This window comes from Nitrospirillum iridis (assembly GCF_014205765.1).
GTDB lineage: Bacteria > Pseudomonadota > Alphaproteobacteria > Azospirillales > Azospirillaceae > Nitrospirillum > Nitrospirillum iridis.
On the sequence record NZ_JACIIZ010000001.1, the window covers coordinates 463,907 to 483,304 of the forward strand.

Sequence of the window (19,398 nt, forward strand, 5' to 3'; positions counted from 1 at the left end):
CGTTGTTGACTGCGTTGACCAGCCCCATGGCCAGTTTCTCGCGGACGGCGGTGTCTTGTTGCCATTCACTGGCGAGTGTGCGGAGTTCATGGAGGAGTGCGTCTGCGCGCCGTGTATCGGCGCCGGCGTTGTTGACCGCGTTGACCAGCCCCTTGGCCAGTCTCTCGCGGACGGCGACGTCTTGTTGCCATTCACTGGCGAGTGTGCGGAGTTCGTCGAGGAGTTTGTCCGCGCGCAGGACGTCGGCGCCTGCGTTGTTGAATGCGTTGAACAGTCCCTTTGCCAGGTTCTCGCGGACGGCGGCGTCCTGGGGCCAATTGGTCGCCAAGCCGCGCAGGGCCGCCAACCGATCATCGGTGCGGGGGTGGTTGGTGAATTCGCCGGTCAGGCCGGCGGCGAACAGGGCACGAGCGTGGGCGGCGGGCACCAGCGGGGCGTCTTTGGCGCGTGTCAGGGCGTCCAGCACCGCGTTCACCACGCCGTCCGCCCCGTGACGGGTCAAGGCGAACACGACATCGGTTTGCGCCATGGCCCAGCGGATCCGCGCCACCGTGTCGGTGGGCGTGTGGCTGACCATCTGGGTCAACAGGGGATGGAAGGTGGTGACACCGCCAAAGTTCGCGGCCAGGTTGGCCAGGAAAGGGACAGGGTCGCCCCGCTGCCAGGCCAGGTCCAGGATACGCTGGGCCGTGTGTATCCGCACAGCCGGCGCGCGGATGGCGCCAAGGTGATTCAAGACATACAGGCCGCCGACGAAATCAGGCTCCAGTTTGGTGAATTCGTCGGCATAGGCCTTGCCGGCCATGATGCTCCACCGCCGGCAGGCGGTATCCCCATCCACGCCGCAACGGTCCAGTTCCGGCGCCAAATCATCCAGCAGGTCGGGTGGACAGCGGCCCGCCACCGTGGCCACGGCCAGCAGCATGCGGTCCGCCGCCGTCACGTTCTGGTCCTGCCAATGGAGGTCCTGTCGTTTCAGGAATTCCGCCGTCACCGTATGGTGGTCCAGGCGCCCGGGGGTGCCGGCGGCCAGGGCCAGGCCCAACAGGCCGGCGAACAGAGGGCGTGACAGTTCGGGGTCGGCGGCGATGGCGTCCGTCACCCGGGCCTGGGCCGCCGCGTCCAAGGGCGCGCCGGCATACCGGCCGGCTACGGCCATCACGCCCGCCGTGTCCAGGGGGCCCAGGTTCAGGGCGGTGCTGTCGCCCTGCCACGCGATGTCGGCCCGCTGACGGCCCCGTTCGGTGTGGTCGATGATGGCTTGCCGGACGCTGAATTCGCTGTCCGGGGGCAGGGTGTCCAACAGGATCAGCCGCACGGGTGACAGCAGGGCGTGGTCATCCGGCCGCGTGGCCAAATTGCTGATCAGGTCCCGCACCGTGTCCGCGCTGATGCCGGCGTAATCGATCACCAGCACGGTGGGGCGGGGCGCCCGCCATTTCGCGTACCATCTTTCCGTAAGCCATTCCCGTTGGGTCAGGAAGCCGACATCGGCCAGGCCGATATCGTCAAGGGCGCGCAAAGGGGCCAGGGCCTCCAGCGCCAGTCGGCTTTTGCCCATGCCCGCCGGGCCGCTGACCACCGTCCACAACAGCGGCCTGGGCGCGGCCAGGAAGGTGGCCAGCGCCGCCAGGGCCGGGTCCCTCCCCACCAGGTCCGCCCACCGTTCCCAGTAAACCAAGCTGTCTTCGGGCGCCGCTGTGGCCTTGGGCCAGGACGGATGCGGGGCACGGTCCTGGTCGAACTCCGCCACCAGACGATCGATATGCGTGGTCAGTTCCGTCCGCAGGGCGGCCAGATCGTCCACCAGGGCGTCCAGGACGGGTAGGCGCGATCCCAGATGGTCGAAGATCGCGCTGGCCTGTTGGTTCAGGTCCGCCAGGGCGGCTTGGGTTGCGGTGGCCGATTGCGCCGCGATGTGCGCCTGGCCCAGCAGGACGACGCGAAAGAAGCGCTCATCGGTCTTCAACGCCTCTTTCACGAATTCGCCCATCGCGCCCGCCAGGCCGCCCGGTACCTGGGGATCGCTTCCGTCCAGCAGGGCCAGAAGGCCGTCGGACAGGGGTTGCCATGCGGGCTTGGCGGCCATCAAGGAACTCACCAACAGCGTATGCACCTGCGTTGCCAAGGGTGCGTGCAGGGCGGTCGGGTCATTGCCGGCGGCGATTTGGGCCACAGCCCGCATGTCCGCGTCGCTGATGGCCTCCGCCGCCAGCCTGGCCGGGCTCAGCGCCGTGGCGTTGTGGCGAACCAGGTCAAGGAACGCCTGGGTGTCCGGCCCGCCCGTCACGGCGGCGGCATAGCGGCGGATGCAATGGTGGACGGCGCTGTCCAGCGCGGACAGAATCGCCCGTTCGATGTCATGGTTTATGGGAAGGGCGCCACCCGCCCGGCGGCGGCGAATGATCTCCGCCACCGCGCCGGGTACGGGGCTGCCCAGCTTGTCGATCCAACTGGCCAGGATGTTGCCACCCAGGCCGCCGGCCAGGGTCAACAGGGCGCCCGTGGCCGTGGGCGCCAACACCGGGGCGGCGAAGGCGCCCACGGTGGTCACGGCGGTCAGCAGGGCCGCTCCGCCCGCCAGGGCCTTGATGGTTCGTACCGTTGTCCCGCTGCCGTCCGCCATGCCCCGCCCCATCGTCACCCAACCAGCGTAGCCGCTCCACCGAGTGCACGTAAATGGTTTGGGGTGTGCTCGAGAAAACGCCGAGGTTGATCAGGTCGGCACCAGCGTCACCAGCTTCACCGCCGCCTGGCCCGCCAGGGTGAGGGTCACCTGTTCGTATCGCACAAGCCCATCGGCCGGGTGCAGGAAGGCGCGTTCGCCGCCGGCGCGGGTGGTCACGGTGTGGGCGTGCCACAGGTCGGCGAAGGCGGCGCTGCGGGCGGTCAGGTCGGCCACCAGGGCCCGCATGCCGGGGTCGTCCAGGTGGTGGCTGTAATCCACCCGGAACTCCGCCACCACCCGCCGCGTCCGCTCCGCCCAATCGGGGATCAGCGCCCGCGCGGCGGGGTTCAGGAACAGATAACGCAGCTGGTTGCGCTCCGGGTTGCCGCCCGGGGTGGCGGCCTCCAGCCAGCCGGCGAACAGGCGGGCGGCCGGGGCGTTCCAGGCCAGCGCGTTCCAGGTCCGGTCCAGCAGGTAGGCCGGGTGGGCGATGCCCCGCACCAGGCCGTCCAGGGCGGCCGGCACGACGGTGTCGCCCGGCGCCGGGCCCTCCTGCGGGTCGCGTTTGCCCGCCAGGTCGTAAAGATAGGCCCGCTCCGCCGCCGACAGGCGCAGGGCGTGGGCCAGGCGGCCCAGGGCGGCGGGGGAGATGGAGATTTCCCGCCCCTGCTCGATCCAGGTGTACCAGGTGACGCTGACCCCGCTCAGCTGTGCCAGCTCCTCCCGCCGCAGGCCCGGCGTGCGCCGGCGGGGGCCGGGGGCCAGGCCCAGGGCGGCGGGGCTCAGCCGTTCGCGGTGGGCTCGGACGAATTCGCCCAGTTCCCGCCGCTTCGCCGTGTCCAGGATCGGGGGATGGTCCATGGCCTGCCGGGCTCATCTAGGGAAGGGGGTAGCCTTTGATACCAGTATAAAGTCGGATCTGGTACCGGTTTACCAGCCTGCCATCCTGCCGCTCCACCCCGCCGCAGCGGGGACCAAACCCGAGGAGTAGGGACATGACCACCCAGCGCGATCCCCAGCGGGATCAGTTTTCCGGCCGCGACCAGGAATCGGTGGTGGCCGGCCAGTTCGGGCCCCAGGCCGCTGCCTACGTCGCCAGCGCCGTCCATGCCCAGGGCGAGGATCTGGCGCAGCTGGCCGGCCTGGTGGCGGGCAAGGGGTACAAGACCGCGCTGGATTTGGGCTGTGGCGGCGGGCATGTTGCCTTCACCGTGGCGCCGCATGTCGGCCGGGTGACGGCCTGCGACCTGTCGCCCGACATGCTGGCCGCCGTGGCGGCGGAGGCCGGGCGACGCGGCCTGGCCAACATCGAAACGCGGGCGGGCCGTGCCAACGCCGTGCCGGTGCCCGACGCGCAGTACTGCGCCGTGTTCAGCCGCTACAGCGCCCACCATTGGCCCGATCTGGCGGCCGGCCTGGCGGAAGCGCGCCGGGTGGTGAAGCCGGGTGGCGTGGCCGTGTTCATGGACGTGGTGACGCCGGATCACCCGCTGCTGGACACCTTCCTGCAAAGCGTCGAGCTGCTGCGCGACCCGTCGCACGTGCGCAACTATTCCCTGGCCGAGTGGCGGGTGGCCCTGGGCGCGGCGGGCTTCCAGGTCACCGGCGTGACGGAACGCCGGCTGCGCCTGGAATTCGGCAGCTGGATCGCCCGCATGAACCCGCCGGACAGCCACGTGGCGGCCATCCGCTCCCTGCAAGGGCGCATGGCGGATGCGGTGACCGGCCATTTCGCCATCGAGGCCGACGGCAGTTTCACCCTGGATACCGCCACGTTGGAAGCCGTGCCGGTCTAGCTTTTGAAGAACGCGGCGGCGGCGTTCAGCGAGGCCTGCTTGGCCTTCACCGCGTCGTCCACCCGCGCGATCTCAGCTTCCAGGCTGTTGCGGTATTCGCGCAGTTCCGTCACCGACAGGCGGCTGATGTCCAGGAAGCCGGTGGGGCGGCTGGGGGGCGGGGCGATGTCGTCGGTGTCCATGGGGTGGCAACCTGCGCTGGAACGGTGTCGGTTGTCACTGTGCCGCCGGGGGCCTACATGGTGCAAGACCCCAAGCGGCGAGGGGGCACTCCCCCGCCAGACGTACAGCGGAGATCCGGATCCCATGCGTGCCATCGCCATCACCGAACCCGGCGGTCCCGACGTCCTGAAGCCCATTGAGCGGCCGACGCCTCAGCCGGGCCTGGGCCAGGTTCTGATCCGGGTGGCCGCCGCCGGCGTCAACCGGCCGGACTGCCTGCAACGGGCGGGGGCCTACCCACCGCCGCCCGACGCCTCCGACCTGCCGGGGCTGGAAGTGGCGGGCACCATCGCCGCCCTGGGTGAGGGCGTCGAGGGCTGGGCGGTCGGCGACGCGGTGTGCGCCCTGGTGAATGGCGGCGGCTATGCCGACCATGCCGTGGCGCCGGCGGGCCAGTGCCTACCGGTGCCCAAGGGTTTCAGCATGGTGGAGGCGGCGGCCCTGCCGGAGACCTTCTTCACCGTCTGGACCAATGTCTTCGACCGTGGCCGGCTGGCGGCGGGGGAGAGCTTCCTGGTCCACGGCGGCACCAGCGGTATCGGCACCACGGCCATCCAGCTGGCCAAGGCTTTCGGCGCCCAGGTCTTCGCCACCGCCGGCGGCCCGGACAAGGCCAGGGCCTGCCAGGATTTGGGTGCCGAGCGCGGCATCGACTACAAGGCGGAGGATTTCGTCGCCGTGGTGAAGGAAGCCACCGGCGGGCGGGGCGTGGACGTCATCCTGGACATGGTGGGCGGCGACTATGTGCCGCGCAACATCGATGCCCTGGCAGACCAGGGCCGCCATGTCAGCATCGCCTTCCTGCGCGGCGGCAAGGTGACGGTGAATCTGCAGCCGGTCATGGCCAAGCGCCTGATCCTGACCGGGTCCACGCTCCGGCCGCGGACGGCGGCGGAGAAGGGGGCCATCGCCGCCAGCCTGCGGGAAAGGGTGTGGCCGCTGCTGGCGCAAGGGGCGGTGCGGCCCGTCATCCACCAGACCTTTCCGCTGGACGATGCCGCCGCCGCGCACGCGCTGATGGAAAGCAGCCAGCACGTCGGCAAGATCGTTTTGGTGGTTTAAGGGCGGCGACGCCCGGGAACAAGAGGGGCCGCGCCCGTAAAAAGGCGTGGCCTCGCCCGCCGCGTGCCTCTATATAGCTCATGTACGCGTCACAGTTTTCCGTCCGGCTGCGTGGGGCCTTCAGCCCGCGCGACGGGCGGATATTGCTTTTCGCGACCTTGTTCACGGGTTTTCAGGCGTGTTGGCGGTGACGCCCCGCCACGGGTTAGGAGGAAGCATGGCACTGCCCTTGATGCCGAAGGCGACCGCGGTCTGGCTGGTTGAGAACACCGCGCTGTCCTTCGAGCAGATCGCCGAGTTCTGCGGCATGCACTCACTGGAAGTGCAGGCCATCGCCGATGGCGAGGTGGCGATCGGCATGGTCGGGCGTGACCCGGTGGGCCACGGCGAGCTCACCAAGGATGAGATCGAGCGCTGCGAGAAGAACCAGGACCTGAAGCTGCAGATTCGCATCCATGACCTGCCGCAGCCCATCGCCCGCTCCAAAGGCCCGCGCTATACGCCGGTGACCAAGCGCGGCGACAAGCCCGACGGCATCGCCTGGCTGCTGAAAAGCCATCCGGAGCTGTCGGACGCCGCCATTTCGCGTCTGATCGGCACCACCAAGCCGACCATCGCCGCGGTGCGCGACAAGACCCATTGGAACACCAGCAACATCAAGCCGCGCAGCCCCGTGCTGCTGGGCCTGTGCAGCCAGCGGGAGCTGGAGGCGGCGCTGTCCCGCGCCCGCCGTGGCCTGCCCGAGCCGGAGCTGGAGGCCACCACCCTGCTGGAGACGGCCGAGCAGCGCGCCGCCGCCGAGCGGTCGGCCCTGGAGGACGAGGAGCGTGAGGAGGAGATCGAGGATTGATCCTCTGATCTGACCTCAGGAATGGAAAAGGGCGGCCCCGCGAGAGGCCGCCCTTTTTTACTTCCCATCAGGCCGCCGTGGGCCAGTCGGTGTAGCCCTTGGCCCCACCGCCGTAGAAGGCCTCCTGCGGCGCCTGGGCCAGGGGGGCGCCCGTCTTCAGCCGCTGCACCAGGTCGGGGTTGGCGATGAACGGGCGGCCGAAGGCCACCATGTCGGCCCGGCCCTCGGCGATGGTGCGATCCGCCAAGTCGCGGTCATAGCCGTTGTTGGCGATGTAGGCGCCGCCGAACTTCCGCCGCAACTCCTGGAAGTCGAAATTCCGCGCGCCGTTGGGTCCGCGGGTCTGGCCTTCCACGCAGTGCAGGTAGGCCAGGTTCAAGGCGCCCAACCGCTCCGCCAGGAAGCCGTAGGTGCCATTGGGGTCGCTGTCCAGGGGGGTGTTGCCGGCGGCCTGGGTGATGGGCGACAGGCGCACACCGACGCGGTCCGATCCCCACACCTCGGCCACGGCCTCCGCCACCTCCACCGTCAGGCGGGTGCGGTTCTCCACGCTGCCGCCATAGCGGTCGGTGCGGTGGTTGGTGCTGTCGCGGATGAACTGCTCCAGCAGATAGTTGTTGGCGGAATGGACCTCAACGCCGTCGAAGCCGGCGGCCTTGGCGTTCTCGGCGGCATGGCGGTAGTCGGCGATGATGCCGGCGATCTCCGCCGTTTCCAGCGCCCGGGGCGGGGAGGGCTGGGCGAAGCCGCCCTCGACATAGGTCTCACCGCCGGCCTGAAGGGCGCTGGGCGCCACCGGGGCGGCCCCACCCTCCTGCAGGCTGGTGTGGGAGATGCGGCCCACATGCCACAGCTGCAGCACGATGCGGCCGCCGGCCGTGTGCACGGCCTCGGTCACCGCCTTCCAGGCCGTCACGTGGTCGGCCGTGTAGATGCCGGGGGTGTAGGCGTAGCCGCGCCCCTGGCGGGAGATGTTGGTGGCCTCGGTGATGATCAGGCCGGCGGTGGCGCGCTGGCGGTAATAGTCCACCGCCAGGGGCGTGTGCACACCGTCCATGCCGGCACGGGCACGGGTCAGCGGCGCCATGGCGATGCGGTTGGCGACGGGTATGGCGCCGATCCGGGCGGGGGTGAACAGGTTCGATGTCGTGGTCATTGGCGGAAATCCACAAGGTTTTGCGGCGGGACAAAACCAACATAAGGGCGGTGCCGCGCTGTTTTTAGCCCGCTGTCGTGACTAGACCCTTCGCGATTCGCGAATAGTGGTGGGTTATCCCTATCGCCAGTGTTTTGTTCAAACGTTTCCCCATGGACTAGGCTTCTGGCCGGCGCTACATCCCAGGGATGACAAGCTCCACCCCTCCCCGCCTCATCGTCGGCATCAGCGGCGCCTCGGGCGTGCACTACGGTGTGCGCCTGCTGGAAACGCTGCGCCACTTGTCCATAGAAACCCACCTGGTGATGAGCCGGTCGGCGGAGATGACGCTGGCGCATGAGACGGACCTGAAGCCCGCCGATGTGCGCGCCCTGGCCGCCGTCAATCACGCCGTCACCAATGTGGGGGCGCCCATCTCCAGCGGCAGCTTCCGCACCCTGGGCATGGTCATCGCCCCCTGTTCGGTGCGCACGATGAGTGAGATCGCCACGGGCGTGACCTCCAGCCTGCTGACGCGGGCGGCGGACGTGGTGCTGAAGGAGCGGCGGCGCCTGGTGCTGATGGTGCGGGAGACGCCCCTGCACCTGGGGCATCTGCGCACGCTGACGGCGCTGGCCGAGATGGGGGCCGTCATCGCCCCGCCGGTGCCCGCGATGTACATCCGGCCCACGAGCGTGGACGACCTGGTCGACCACACCATCGGCCGCATCCTGGACCTGTTCGACATCGACAGCGGCCGCCTGCGCCGCTGGGGCGAGGCGCCGCCCGAGGATACGGAGATCGCCTGAGGCGTGCCTTGGACCTTGGACGCTACCCGTCCAGCTTCGCCGTCAGGCCCAGGAAGGCGGGCAGGGGGTGGGTCACCACATAGGTGGGAATGGGCCCCAGGTAATCGCGCATGCGGCCCTTTTCCACGAAGCGCTTGCGGAAGCGGCTGTGGGTGAAGAAGGGCAGGATGCGCGGCGCGATGCCGCCGGCGATGTAGACGCCGCCACGCGCGCCGATGGATAGGGCCAAGTTGCCCGCCACCGTGCCCAGCATGCCGCAGAAAATCTCCAACGCCTCGATGCAGGCGGGTTCGCCCGCATGGGTGGTGCCGGCGGCGGTGATCTGAGCGGCGGTCAGGGACGCCGGCTCCTTGCCGTCGGCCAGGCACACGGCTTCATACAGGTTGACCAGGCCGGGGCCGGAAATGACCCGTTCCGCCGAGACATGGTCGAATTGCTTGCGCAGCACGGCCAGCACCGCCGATTCCCGGTCATTCACCGGGGCCATGGTGACGTGCCCGCCCTCCGTCGCCAGCGCTGTCCAGCCGGGCTCGCCATTGCTGCGTTTGCGGGGGACCAGGGCTGAGACGCCCAGGCCGCTGCCCGGGCCCAGGATGGCGATGGGGGCGCCCGCCACCGGCGCGCCGTCGCCCACTTGCACCCGGTCATCCGGACCCAGGGTGGGGATGGACAGCGCCACGGCTGTGAAGTCGTTGATGACCTCCAGCCGGTCCAGGGCCAGCGAGCGGCGCACGCTGTCGATGGAGAATTCCCAGGGCAGGTTGGTCATGCGGATACGGTCGCCGGTCACCGGGCCGGCCAGGGCGATGGCGGCCTGCGTGGGCCGGGCGCCCGGGGCCTCCAGCGCCAGATAGGCCTCCGCCGCCGCCTCCAGCGACGGATAGTCGGCGCAGGGCAGGATGCGCACGCCGGAGATGTGGGCGGCATGGGGGTCATGCGGCGCGGAATCGACGGATTCGGAGAGGGCGAACCGGGCGTTGGTGCCGCCGATATCAGCCAAGAGCGAGAGGCCCTGCATAGGTGACCGCCTTCCTTTCCGTTTCCTTCCCGTTCCCACTTCCCCGCCGGCATCGTGTCGGGCCGCCGGGGCGCGTATTCCCTATTATACCAATAGGGAAACGGCGTGGAGGGAAAGCCCGTCCGCGCGCGTTTTTCGCCCCCGACTTAGAGCGTGGCGGAGACAGCGCTGTCAATATCGTTGGTGCAGGAAAATCGAGGGGGAGGGGGCCGGAAGGAGGTAACGCAATTACATGAGTTTCCCTGGAATCAATGTGTTGCGTCGCACAACGGCCTGACCAGCCCCGCCATGCCCGGTCAGGGTCAACAGACTGAATAATCAAGATTCTTCGGGCGGCCTTCATTTTTTGCTTGATCAAGTGGGGTCGGATCGGCATATTGTGCAGTGCGACATGATCGCGATTGCGGTTCTGTCGTAACGCACTTCTTGGGCGTTTCCTCCCTAAACTCAGGGCCGTGCCGTCAGGCGCGGCCCTTCTTTATTTCCGGCGTCGGCGGCCCGTTCCGGCCGCGTCGGTAGGGTGGATCCCCGACGAGTCGCGACCCCACACCCCAGGTGACGCGGACTGTTTTTGGACGAGCGGTGACGCTTGCCGTTGGCGCACGGTCCCCTGTCCTTTACCCGTGTCCATCCGCTACGGCGCCGCATAGGCGGCTGACCCGACGATGGGCCCCAGGGCGGAATCCCCTTCCAAGACACCGGCTCGCTTCCAATCAACCCTGGCCGCCCATCGGCGGGGCGAAGTCCCATCCCCGGTGGTCGCATCCCCCAGGCGATTGGGGGCGGCCAACCGCCCTGGGCCTGAAAATTTTCAGCCGGATGAAACAGAAGGGTTGCCAGCCGGTTTGGGCGGTGCTACACAGCCGCCCACGCCGATGACCTCGGAAACGAGGCCCCGCAAAAATCGGCGGATTTGAAGGATGGGCGCGTAGCTCAGCGGGAGAGCACTACCTTGACATGGTAGGGGTCACAGGTTCAATCCCTGTCGCGCCCACCATCCTTCCACCAGGCATTCCCCCAGGAAATCCAAAGAGTTAAGACCGCGCCGGTGCTGTCCGCGCGCGGTTTTCGGCTATCCGGCGGTGCCGCGTCACGCCCCGGCCCGCACTCGGGCAGGGGCGCGACGTCCGGCGTCAGGCCTTGCTCTTCGACAGGAAGGCCTGGAAGGCAGCCCGCGCCTCGGCGCTGGCAAGCTGCTGGGCGAACAGGGTGGCTTCCCGCGCGATGGTTTCCAGGATGTGCGGCGTGTCGTGGCGCATCAGGGCCTTGGTATGGGCCATGGCGGCCCGGGGCTTGGCCGCCAGGGCCACGGCCTTGGCCATCGCGTGTTCGTACAGTGTTTCCGTCGGCACCTCGGCATTGATCAGGCCGGCGTCCTCCGCCCCCTCCGCCGTCAGCGCTTCGCCCGCCATCAGCATGGCGGCGGCCTTGGGGTGCCCCAGCAGGCGGGCGGCCAGCACGCTGGAGCCCGCTTCCGGCACCAGGCCGAGATTGACGAACGGCATGACGAAATGGGCGGTGGGGGCGGCGTAGACGAGGTCGCAGTGCATCAGCAGGGTGGTGCCGATGCCCACCGCGTGGCCTTCCACCGCCGCCACGACGGGCTTGGGGAAGGTGGCCAGCGCCCGCAGGAAGCGTATCACCGGGGCGTCGGCCGTGAAGGGCGGGCCCGCCAGGAAGTCCGCCAGGTCGTTGCCGGCGGTGAAGCTGCCCCCCGACCCTTGGATCAGCACGGCGCCGATGGCGTCATCGGCGGCGGCGCTGGTCAGCGCTTCGGCCAGGGCGGTGTACATGGCGCCGGTCAGGGCGTTGCGCTTCTCCGGCCGGTTCAGCACCAGGGTGCGCACCCCGTTCCCGTCCTCCACCAGGACCGTGGCTTGACTCATCTTCTGTCTCCCAAGGTGTCCCCGGCGGTCTGACTTGGCCCCGGAGGTTAGTGATTGCTTATGCCGGGATGCTGCCGCACGGCCGGGCGGTGGGCAAGGCCCGCGTCGGGCCCACCATCAAATCATCTCAAGTACGCTTAAAAGTTTGAAGATTCAGCCATTCACCGTCTGAACCACGCCTGATCCAAATCAATTCCCGGTCCCAGGTCCGGGTATAAGGCTTCCGGGTATAAGGCTTGAGTACTCAACCAGGGGAGCGCGCGTCCCATGAAAAGGGCCCTCACCGGTGTGGAACGCCGGTTCGACGATGATCAGGTCATCGTCACCAAGTCCGACCTCAAGGGTCGGATCACCTACGCGAACCAAACGTTCTTCGCAGTGTCGGGCTTCACGGAACGGGAGGTGCTGGGCGCCCCCCATAGCATCCTGCGCCATCCGGCCATGCCCCGCGCCGCCTTCCACCTGATGTGGCAGACCATCACCGGCGGCGGGGAGTTCTTCGGCTACGTGCTGAACCGGGCCAGGAACGGCGACCATTACTGGGTGTTCGCCCATGTCACCCCCAGCCGGGATGGGCAAGGCCGCATCACCGGCTACCACTCCAACCGCCGGGCGCCGGACCCTCATGTCGTCGCCACGGTGGTGGCGCCGCTCTACCAGCGTCTGCTGCGGGAGGAAGGGCGCCACGACAGCCCGGCCGCCGCCATCGCCGCGGGCGGCCGCCTGCTGACCCAGACCCTGACCGATTTGGACACGGACTATGATCGCTACATGTTCTCTCTGGAAGGCTGAGGCCGCCACACTGGCCGCCGCGGGTGCCGCTGTGGCCGCCCTGCTCCCCCTGGAGGGCGCCCGCCTTCCGCTGTCCGCGGTGGCTGTCCTGCTGGCGCTGGCGGCCGCCTGGCAACTGCGCCGCCTGGGGCGGGAACTGGCGCGGGTGCTGGGCGTGCTCCGCGCGCTGGCCGCCGGCGGGTTCGAGTCCCGGGTGGTGGGGGTGGTCGAGGGCGGCCCCGTGGGCGCCCTGCAGCATGCCGTCAACGACGCCGCCGACCGGGCGGACGCCTTCGTCCGCGAAGCCCAGGCGGCGCTTGAGGCCGTGACCCGTCGGCAAGACCATCGCCGCGTGATCGAGAAGGGCATGCCCGGCGCCTATCGGGACGCCGCCCGCGCCATCAACGCCGCCACGGCGACCATGGGCGCCAAAGCGGCGGCCTTCCGTGCCACCACTGATCGGTTCGAGGCCGGCATGCGCGCGGTGGGGCAGGGGCTGGCCCAGGCCGCATGCCAGGTGCAGCAGGCGGCGGAGGACATGGCCACGGCCGCTGACGCCACCCAGGGGGAATCACTCATGGTGGCGGGTTCGGCGGCACAGGCCAGTGGCAACGTGCAGATGGTGGCGACCGCGGCGGAGGAACTGTCGGTATCCATCGCCGAGATCGGCGCACAGGTGGACCGCTCCACCGCCATTTCCAGCCAGGCCGTGCGGCGCACCGGGGACACCACGCGGCAGGTGGCGGGTCTGGCGGATGCCGCCGCCCGAATCGACGCCATGGTCGGCCTGATCACGGATATCGCCAGTCAAACCAACCTGCTGGCGCTGAACGCCACCATCGAGGCGGCGCGGGCGGGGGACGCCGGGAAGGGCTTCGCCGTGGTGGCCGGTGAGGTGAAGAACCTGGCCGGCCAGACGGCGCGGGCGACCGAGGACATCCAGGAAGTGGTGGGCACCATCCATGCCGCCACCAGGGCCGCCGTGGGGTCCATGACCGACGTGGCGCATGTCATCGACGATGTCAACGCCATCACCGTTTCCATAGCGTCGGCCGTGGAGCAGCAGCGGGCGGCGACGACCGAGATTGCCCGCAACGTGGACCAGGCGGCGCACGGGGCCGCCGACGTTTCCAGCCGCATGGCCACGGTTAACCACGCCGCCACCCAGGGTGGTGCCGCCGCCGGCCGTCTGCTGGCCGCCGCGGCGACCCTGGCGCGCCAGTCCGAGGAGATGAATCGCGACCTGGGCAGCTTCCTCTCGGCCCTGCGGCAAGTGGTCTAGGGGGTGAGCCGTCTATCCGCCCCCGTGTTGGAAAGGTCGTTGGGCATGGTGCGTTCTTGTTCAAGACCGTTAACCCAATCTTCAGATGTCCCGGCAAAAGATGACAGCGTGGTGAACGGGTCGCGTTGGGCTAAGCCCGCCACACCAGGGCAACAATAGGCCAAGTCCGGCGCCATCGGGCGACCAGGACGGTACTGAAAGGGGACGGCGATGGGTGCATTCTCTTCCGAGTCGGTCGACCTGCTGCGGGCCTACACGGCCCAGGCCAATCGCTACCCCATGCTGTCGCCCGAGCGCGAGCTTGAGCTTGCCAACCGCTGGGCCAGCGCCCAGGACCAGCGGGCGGCCGATGAGTTGGTCCACAGCCACATGCGCCTAGCCATCAAGATCGCCTCGCGCTACGCCCGGTCCGGCCTGCCGGTGGGCGATCTGGTGTCGGAGGCGAATATCGGCCTGGTGAAGGCGGTGCAGCGCTTCGATCCGTCGCGGGGCTTCCGGCTGGCCACGTATGCCTTGTGGTGGATCCGGGCGGAGGTGCAGTCCTACGTCCTACACAACTGGTCCATGCTCAAGGGCGGCAACACCGCCGCCCTGAAGCGTCTGTTTTTCAACCTGCGCCAGGCGCAGCGCCGTCTGGGCGTGCATGACCGCATGATGACGGACGACGAAGCGGCGCGTATCGCCGTCGAAATGGACGCGACGGTGGAGGAGGTGCGCGAAATGGAGCATCGCTTCGCCACCCCCGTCGCCTCGCTCAACGTGTCCATGGGCGAGGACAATGACCAGGAGGCCATGGATCTGCTGGCCGATGAGGCCGAATCGGTGGAAAGCCGCTTGGCTGAAGGCAGCGAGCTAAGCCAGCGCAAGGGCCTGATGCTGGACGCGTTGAAGGCCCTGGGCGATCGGGAGCGTCACATCTTCATCTCCCGCAACCTGGCCGACGAGCCGGTCACGCTGGAGCGCCTGGCGCAGCACTACGGTGTCAGCAAGGAACGCATCCGCCAGATCGAGACCGGTGCCTACAGCAAGGTGGCGCGGAGCGTTCGGCGCGCGGCGGAGGGTGGCACCACCGCCGCCCCCATCCTGCCCATGGCGGCCAAGCGCGCCAAGTCCGGCATGGGCCGGGTGCCCAGCGCCAATGACATCATGGCCGAGGCCGCGCGCTCGGCGGCTTAGTTCAGGTTCCCCTCAGGCGGCGGGCGCGGGCATCCGCCCGCTTGCCTTGTCCTCGCTTTTCAGTCCGCTTGCGCTCCCCGAAAAGCTCCGGCGGCCGCAGTCGCGGCCTAACCCGGTTCCCGTTGGAACTGGGTGGTCAGTGTCGGCTCAATAAAACTCAATCCCCAGCCGCCAAGCCTTCACGCCGGGGGTCGACGCCGCCCTCCAGGCCTTGGGGGGTGCGCTTGATGACGTGCAGGCCGCTGGGCATGGACTTCAATTCCACCTTCTGGCCCAGCGCTTCCAGGCCGGCCTTCAGCGGCGGGGCCCAGGGTCCGCTCTCCAGGGTGGTTGTGCCATTGCGGTTGATGATGCGCGGCAGGCTGACGGCTTCCTGCGCGTCCAGGCCCCAGTCCAGCGCCGCCACGATGGTTTCCGCGACATAGCCGATGATGGCCGGCCCGCCGGGCGACCCCACCACCAGCACGGGCTTGCCCGTCTGGTCGAAGACGATGGTGGGTGCCATGGATGAGCGGGGCCTTTTGCCCGCCGCCACGGCGTTGGCCACCGGCAGGCCGGTGCCGGGGGAGGTGGGGATGAAGGAAAAGTCGGTCAGCTGGTTGTTCAGCACGTACCCATCGACCGCCATGCCGGAACCAAAGGCGAATTCCACCGAGGTGGTGAAGGACACGGTCATGCCGTTCTTGTCGACCAGCGACATATGCGAGGTCGACGGGATGTCCGCCTGCCAGCCGGGGCCGTACAGCGCGCCCTGCTTCTGCGGCGGCACGCCGGCCGCCACCGGCCCTTGGGCGGCGTGCGCCGGGTCGATCAGCTTGGCGCGCTCCGCCAGATAGCCCTTGTCCAGCAGGCCGCGTGGCACGGTGACAAAGGCGGGATCGCCGACATAGAGGTCGCGGTCGGCGTAGGCCAGGCGGCTGGCCTCCACCATCAAGTGCCAGGCGGTGGGCGAGTCCTTGCCCAGGCCCTTCATGTCGAAATGCTCCAGCAGGCCCAGCATTTCCACGATGGCGATGCCGCCCGAGCTGCTGGGGCCCATGCTGCACACCTTCCATTGGTGGTAGGGCGTGCACAGGGGATCCCGCTCCTCCACTCTGTAGGCGGCCAGGTCCTGGGCGGTGACCAGGGCCGGGCTGCCCCCGGCCGTGTCGGCGGGCAGGGCGCTGTCGGCCAGATGCCGGGCCAAGTCCCGCCCCAGGACGCCGTGGTAGAACGCGTCCGGCCCCTGCGTCGCCAGCACCTCCAGCGTGTGGGCCATGGCCGGGTTGCGGAAGGTTTCCCCAGCCTGCAAGGGTGTGAGGCCGCCGTCGGATTCTGTGTGGAAGAACAAGGCCACCATGTCGGGCCGGTCCTTCAGGATGGGCGTCAGGCCCTTCAACAGCAGGGCCAGGCGGGGGCTGACGGTATAGCCGTCGCGGGCGAGCTTGATGGCCGGTTGGAACAGCGCCGCCCAGGGCAGCTTGCCATAGCGCTTGTGCGCCTCCGCCAACAGCGCGGGGATGCCTGGCGTGCCCACGGCCCGGCCGCCGTCGAAGGCGCGCATCAGGGGCATGGGCCGGCCGTCGGGGCCGACGAATCGGTCGGCGGTGGCGCCGGCCGGTGCCGTCTCCCGCCCGTCCAGCGATGCCAGATCGCCGGTCTTGGGGTCCCAGACCAGCATGTATCCGCCGCCGCCGAGGCCAGAGGACTGTGGTTCCACCAGACCCAGCACCAACTGCACGGCGATGGCGGCATCCACGGCGCTGCCGCCTTGACGCAACATGGCGTGTCCGGCCTCCACCGCCAGCGGATTGGCGGCCACCACCATGTCGGATTGGGTCCGAACCAGCGGACGCGGTGTGAAGGGGGACGCCAGTTCGGGATCGGCGCCTTGCGCCCACGCCGGGTGGCCGGCTGTCACGGGGATCAAGGCCAAGACGCTGGCCAGCAGGGCTGCGGCCAAGGATCTGTGGCCCCGGAAACCATGGTCCTGGGACGGGGGATGGGCGGTGGGGGCGGGCTGCCGGGCGGCTTTGTTCATGCCGTTACAATGGCATGGCGGAGCCCGGCTGAAAACCGCGGCGCGGGCGGCGCGGCAAGTGCGCGCAGGGTGGGGCGATGCTACCGCTACCATGCGCATAAAACAAAACGCGCCGCCCTGCTGGGCGGCGCGTTCCGTGTCTCCGGCCCGCAAATGATGCTCCTCAACGCCAGCGCCCAAGTGATGCCACCGGGCGCCAGCGGGTCGAGGATGAACCATCTCTCAGGTGAACAGGAATTCCGGCACCAGGCTTCCCCGGTGCCGGTTTATCCCGTCCGACCAGATCGGATGGATCAGAGGACTTCCACGCGATTGGCCTGCGGACCCTTCTGACCCATGCTGGTCGTCAGGCGCACCCGCTGCTCCGGCGTCAGGGCGCGGACGCCCGAACGCTCCAGCGCGGTGATGTGGACGAACACGTCCTTCCCGCCGCCATCGGGGGTCACGAAACCGAAGCCCTTGTCGGCGCTGTAGAACTTCACAGTGCCTTCGACCGTCTCGGTCGGGCCGCTGGACTCCCAGCCGCCGCCGCCGCCGCCGGCGCGGCGCGGGGCGCCAGCACCGAAGCTGTCACGACGCGGGCCGCCCATGCCGCCGCCCATGCCGCCGCCGCCGCCGCCCGGGGTGGCGGTGGATTCATCCACACTGTGGATGGCGGCAACCTGCGGACCCTTCTGGCCCTGCGACAGGTCGCAATTGATGGTGGTGCCGTCCGCCAGGCTGTCATGGCCGAAGGCCTGCACGACGGAGGCATGCAAAAAGGCGTCGGGCGACCCATCGGACAGGGTCACAAAACCAAAACCTTTGGTGGGGTTGTACCACTTGACGGTGGCGTTGACGCCCCGGCGGGTGATCTGCGGGCTCTGCGGAGAACGGCGCTCATACATGTGATTTGAACTCAACGTAGTCGATAAAGTGCTTGGCCGGGGGCACCGGTCGCAAGGACGGACCCTACCGCGCACCCTTCCCAAGCCAGATTTGGCCAAGCCGGATTTGGTTGCGCAGGATTTCCTCCTGTGTGTCAGTTTATACCGAAAAAAAAAGGACTGCACCAGCCATGCAATGGCCTGGATGCCAGTCGTTTGGGAGGTATCTGGCCAATCGCGCGCGCAATCCCGCGATCAAGCCGGATTCGCCCCAATAACGGGTAGCAATGCTGGGGCACAGACCCAAGATATGGGGATCTGAATTTGATCAGCCCGTGATCTTGATTTTCCACTGCTGAAGCTTGCGATAGATGGTCGACGGACTGATCTCAAGAAGGGCCGCCGCCCGTGGAACGTCGTCGCCCGTAGCCGCAAGCGCACGTTGAATCGCCTGTTTCTCCAGCCGCCATAAGGGCACGATCTCGGTCGCCCCGGCCGGCGCGTCGCCCCCTGGCATGGCGGATTCCTGGGGGATTCCGCGGCTGCCGCTTGTCCGGCCGCCACCGCTGGCCGTGCGTAGCGGTTCGGGCAGCATGGCGCGGGTGACCGCCGGCCCATCGTACAGGACGACCACGTTGCGCAGGATATTTTGCAACTGGCGGACGTTGCCGGGGAAGTCATAAGCCATCAAGGCCGATTCGGCATCCCCGTCCAGGCGCTGGAAGGCCTTTCCCTCCTCCGTCGCCATGTCCGCCAGGAAGTGGCGGGCGATCAGGCAGACATCGTCGTCGCGCTCCCGCAGGGGGGGCAGGTGGATGGGCACCACGTGCAGGCGGTAATACAGGTCCTCGCGGAAGCGCCCGGCGGCCACCTCGGCCAGCGGGTCGCGGTTGGTGGCCGAGATGAAGCGGACGTCCACCTTCTCCAACTGCGTGCCGCCCACGGGCTGGAACATGCCCGTCTGGACGAAGCGCAGGATCTTGGCCTGCAACTCCACCGGCATCTCGCACACCTCGTCCAGGAACAGGGTGCCCCCGTCGGCCTGGCGGGCCGCGCCGGCGCGGTCGCTGACGGCGCCGGTGAAGGCGCCCTTCACATGGCCGAAGATCTCGCTTTCCAGCAGGTCCTTGGGGATGGCGGCGCAGTTGATGGCGATGAAGGGCTGGTCGCGGCGGGGGCTGCAGCGGTGGATGGCGTCGGCCGCCAGTTCCTTGCCCGTCCCGCTTTCGCCGGTCAGGAAGACGCTGGCCCGGCTGGGGGCGACGCTTTCGATCAGGCGGTAGACCGTCTGCATCGGCGCCGACGCGCCGACGAAGGCGTGGAAGCTGCCCCGGTCCAACTCGCGGCGGTAATGGGCGACGATGCGGGTCAGCCGCCGCCGTTCCAGCGCGTTGCGCACGGTGACGATCAGGCGCGCGGCGGTGAAGGGCTTCACCAGGAAGTCGAAGGCGCCGTCGCGCATGGCTTCCACCGCCACGCTGATGGAGCCGTGGGCCGTCACCACGATCACCGGCAGGTCGGGGTGGGCCGCGTGGGTTGCGCGCAGCACCTCCAGCCCGTCGATGTCCGGCAGCTTCAGATCCAGCACCAGGGCGCCGGGGGTGCGCTGGCGCAGGCTTTCCAGCGCCTGCGCGCCGGTTTCCTGATGCTCCACCTCATACCCTTCGCTGTGCAGATACTCGGTGTAGACCCGGGCCAGGGGGGCGGTATCCTCGACGAGTAGCACCCGGTTGAGATCCGACTCGGTCATTTGCCTATCTGGTGGTGCGGGTGGACGTGGCGCGGGTGGACAAGGCGGAGCGGCGCTTGGGACAAACGTGCGACGCGAGGCTGGAAC

Annotated in this window: 16 protein-coding genes and 1 tRNA gene; 8 read left to right on the forward strand and 9 right to left on the reverse strand. The window is 68.7% G+C overall.

The genetic code is table 11. From position 1 onward, the window contains the following. Together FHS74_RS02000 and FHS74_RS02005 are read right to left on the reverse strand one after the other, a co-directional pair. Positions 1–2,626, reverse strand: a 2,626-nt coding sequence (locus tag FHS74_RS02000; RefSeq protein ID WP_184796963.1) for a hypothetical protein, incomplete at its 3' end; no start/stop codon positions are given. A gap of 90 nt (positions 2,627–2,716) precedes the next feature. Then, the gene (locus tag FHS74_RS02005; protein ID WP_184796965.1) at positions 2,717–3,529 is read right to left on the reverse strand and encodes a helix-turn-helix transcriptional regulator; all 813 of its coding nucleotides are present in this window, start codon (positions 3,527–3,529) and stop codon (positions 2,717–2,719) included. Positions 3,530–3,663: 134 nt separating this feature from the next. Between FHS74_RS02005 and FHS74_RS02010 the strand changes: the two genes are divergently transcribed. Next, positions 3,664–4,464, forward strand: a complete 801-nt coding sequence (locus tag FHS74_RS02010; protein WP_184796967.1) for a class I SAM-dependent methyltransferase — start codon at positions 3,664–3,666, stop codon at positions 4,462–4,464. On the opposite strand, the gene FHS74_RS02015 is transcribed toward FHS74_RS02010, so the two are convergent. Beyond that, positions 4,461–4,646 (reverse strand): DUF1192 domain-containing protein, encoded by a 186-nt coding sequence (locus FHS74_RS02015; RefSeq protein WP_184796969.1) that lies wholly within the window; start codon positions 4,644–4,646, stop codon positions 4,461–4,463. The genes FHS74_RS02010 and FHS74_RS02015 overlap by 4 nt on opposite strands. Before the next feature lie 124 nt (positions 4,647–4,770). Between FHS74_RS02015 and FHS74_RS02020 the strand changes: the two genes are divergently transcribed. Both FHS74_RS02020 and FHS74_RS02025 read left to right on the forward strand, forming a co-directional pair. Further along, a complete protein-coding gene (locus FHS74_RS02020) occupies positions 4,771–5,748 on the forward strand; it encodes an NAD(P)H-quinone oxidoreductase (protein WP_184796971.1) in 978 nt (325 codons plus the stop codon). A 217-nt stretch (positions 5,749–5,965) separates the two neighbouring features. Continuing rightward, positions 5,966–6,598: a DUF1013 domain-containing protein gene (locus FHS74_RS02025; protein WP_184796973.1), complete on the forward strand. Its 633-nt coding sequence runs from the start codon at positions 5,966–5,968 to the stop codon at positions 6,596–6,598. 67 nt (positions 6,599–6,665) lie between these two features. On the opposite strand, the gene FHS74_RS02030 is transcribed toward FHS74_RS02025, so the two are convergent. After that, a complete protein-coding gene (locus tag FHS74_RS02030) occupies positions 6,666–7,754 on the reverse strand; it encodes an alkene reductase (RefSeq protein WP_184796975.1) in 1,089 nt (362 codons plus the stop codon). A gap of 188 nt (positions 7,755–7,942) precedes the next feature. On the opposite strand from FHS74_RS02030, the gene FHS74_RS02035 reads away from it, so the two are divergent. Then, positions 7,943–8,542, forward strand: coding sequence for a UbiX family flavin prenyltransferase (locus FHS74_RS02035; RefSeq protein ID WP_184796977.1), 600 nt, complete (start codon positions 7,943–7,945; stop codon positions 8,540–8,542). Positions 8,543–8,564: 22 nt separating this feature from the next. Here the strand turns inward: FHS74_RS02035 and FHS74_RS02040 are convergent, their stop codons facing one another. Further along, positions 8,565–9,560 carry a glucokinase gene (locus FHS74_RS02040; RefSeq protein WP_184796979.1) on the reverse strand — a complete coding sequence of 332 codons (996 nt, stop codon included), beginning with the start codon at positions 9,558–9,560 and terminating at the stop codon, positions 8,565–8,567. A gap of 922 nt (positions 9,561–10,482) precedes the next feature. On the opposite strand from FHS74_RS02040, the gene FHS74_RS02045 reads away from it, so the two are divergent. Further along, positions 10,483–10,557: transfer RNA gene (locus FHS74_RS02045), tRNA-Val, on the forward strand. A 136-nt stretch (positions 10,558–10,693) separates the two neighbouring features. Here the strand turns inward: FHS74_RS02045 and FHS74_RS02050 are convergent. Next, entirely contained in the window at positions 10,694–11,446 is a 753-nt protein-coding gene (locus tag FHS74_RS02050; RefSeq protein ID WP_184796981.1) for an enoyl-CoA hydratase-related protein, read from the reverse strand. Between the two features lie 267 nt (positions 11,447–11,713). On the opposite strand from FHS74_RS02050, the gene FHS74_RS02055 reads away from it, so the two are divergent. The 3 genes from FHS74_RS02055 (at position 11,714) to FHS74_RS02065 (ending at position 14,675) form a co-directional block, all read left to right on the forward strand. Beyond that, on the forward strand, positions 11,714–12,238 hold the full coding sequence (locus FHS74_RS02055) for a PAS domain-containing protein (protein WP_184796982.1): 525 nt from the start codon (positions 11,714–11,716) through the stop codon (positions 12,236–12,238). Next, on the forward strand, positions 12,207–13,499 hold the full coding sequence (locus FHS74_RS02060) for a methyl-accepting chemotaxis protein (RefSeq protein ID WP_184796983.1): 1,293 nt from the start codon (positions 12,207–12,209) through the stop codon (positions 13,497–13,499). Before FHS74_RS02055 ends, FHS74_RS02060 begins: the two co-directional genes overlap by 32 nt. A 210-nt stretch (positions 13,500–13,709) precedes the next feature. Beyond that, positions 13,710–14,675 carry an RNA polymerase factor sigma-32 gene (locus FHS74_RS02065; RefSeq protein ID WP_184796984.1) on the forward strand — a complete coding sequence of 322 codons (966 nt, stop codon included), beginning with the start codon at positions 13,710–13,712 and terminating at the stop codon, positions 14,673–14,675. 157 nt (positions 14,676–14,832) lie between these two features. Here FHS74_RS02065 and ggt read toward each other — a convergent pair whose 3' ends face one another. From ggt to FHS74_RS02080, 3 genes are all read right to left on the reverse strand, one after another. Then, positions 14,833–16,617 (reverse strand): gamma-glutamyltransferase, encoded by a 1,785-nt coding sequence (gene ggt, locus FHS74_RS02070; RefSeq protein ID WP_246462850.1) that lies wholly within the window; start codon positions 16,615–16,617, stop codon positions 14,833–14,835. A gap of 371 nt (positions 16,618–16,988) precedes the next feature. Then, a complete protein-coding gene (locus FHS74_RS02075) occupies positions 16,989–17,582 on the reverse strand; it encodes a cold-shock protein (RefSeq protein ID WP_184796985.1) in 594 nt (197 codons plus the stop codon). A 307-nt stretch (positions 17,583–17,889) separates the two neighbouring features. Further along, the gene (locus FHS74_RS02080) at positions 17,890–19,311 is read right to left on the reverse strand and encodes a sigma-54-dependent transcriptional regulator (RefSeq protein WP_184796987.1); all 1,422 of its coding nucleotides are present in this window, start codon (positions 19,309–19,311) and stop codon (positions 17,890–17,892) included. Positions 19,312–19,398 lie beyond the last annotated feature (87 nt).

Coding starts and splice junctions, on each gene's coding strand:
- FHS74_RS02005 (WP_184796965.1), bottom strand. CDS start 3,529: ATGGACCATCCCCCGATCCTGGACACGGCGAAGCGGCGGGAACTGGGC.
- FHS74_RS02010 (WP_184796967.1), top strand. CDS start 3,664: ATGACCACCCAGCGCGATCCCCAGCGGGATCAGTTTTCCGGCCGCGAC.
- FHS74_RS02015 (WP_184796969.1), bottom strand. CDS start 4,646: ATGGACACCGACGACATCGCCCCGCCCCCCAGCCGCCCCACCGGCTTC.
- FHS74_RS02020 (WP_184796971.1), top strand. CDS start 4,771: ATGCGTGCCATCGCCATCACCGAACCCGGCGGTCCCGACGTCCTGAAG.
- FHS74_RS02025 (WP_184796973.1), top strand. CDS start 5,966: ATGGCACTGCCCTTGATGCCGAAGGCGACCGCGGTCTGGCTGGTTGAG.
- FHS74_RS02030 (WP_184796975.1), bottom strand. CDS start 7,754: ATGACCACGACATCGAACCTGTTCACCCCCGCCCGGATCGGCGCCATA.
- FHS74_RS02035 (WP_184796977.1), top strand. CDS start 7,943: ATGACAAGCTCCACCCCTCCCCGCCTCATCGTCGGCATCAGCGGCGCC.
- FHS74_RS02040 (WP_184796979.1), bottom strand. CDS start 9,560: ATGCAGGGCCTCTCGCTCTTGGCTGATATCGGCGGCACCAACGCCCGG.
- FHS74_RS02050 (WP_184796981.1), bottom strand. CDS start 11,446: ATGAGTCAAGCCACGGTCCTGGTGGAGGACGGGAACGGGGTGCGCACC.
- FHS74_RS02055 (WP_184796982.1), top strand. CDS start 11,714: ATGAAAAGGGCCCTCACCGGTGTGGAACGCCGGTTCGACGATGATCAG.
- FHS74_RS02060 (WP_184796983.1), top strand. CDS start 12,207: ATGATCGCTACATGTTCTCTCTGGAAGGCTGAGGCCGCCACACTGGCC.
- FHS74_RS02065 (WP_184796984.1), top strand. CDS start 13,710: ATGGGTGCATTCTCTTCCGAGTCGGTCGACCTGCTGCGGGCCTACACG.
- FHS74_RS02075 (WP_184796985.1), bottom strand. CDS start 17,582: ATGTATGAGCGCCGTTCTCCGCAGAGCCCGCAGATCACCCGCCGGGGC.
- FHS74_RS02080 (WP_184796987.1), bottom strand. CDS start 19,311: ATGACCGAGTCGGATCTCAACCGGGTGCTACTCGTCGAGGATACCGCC.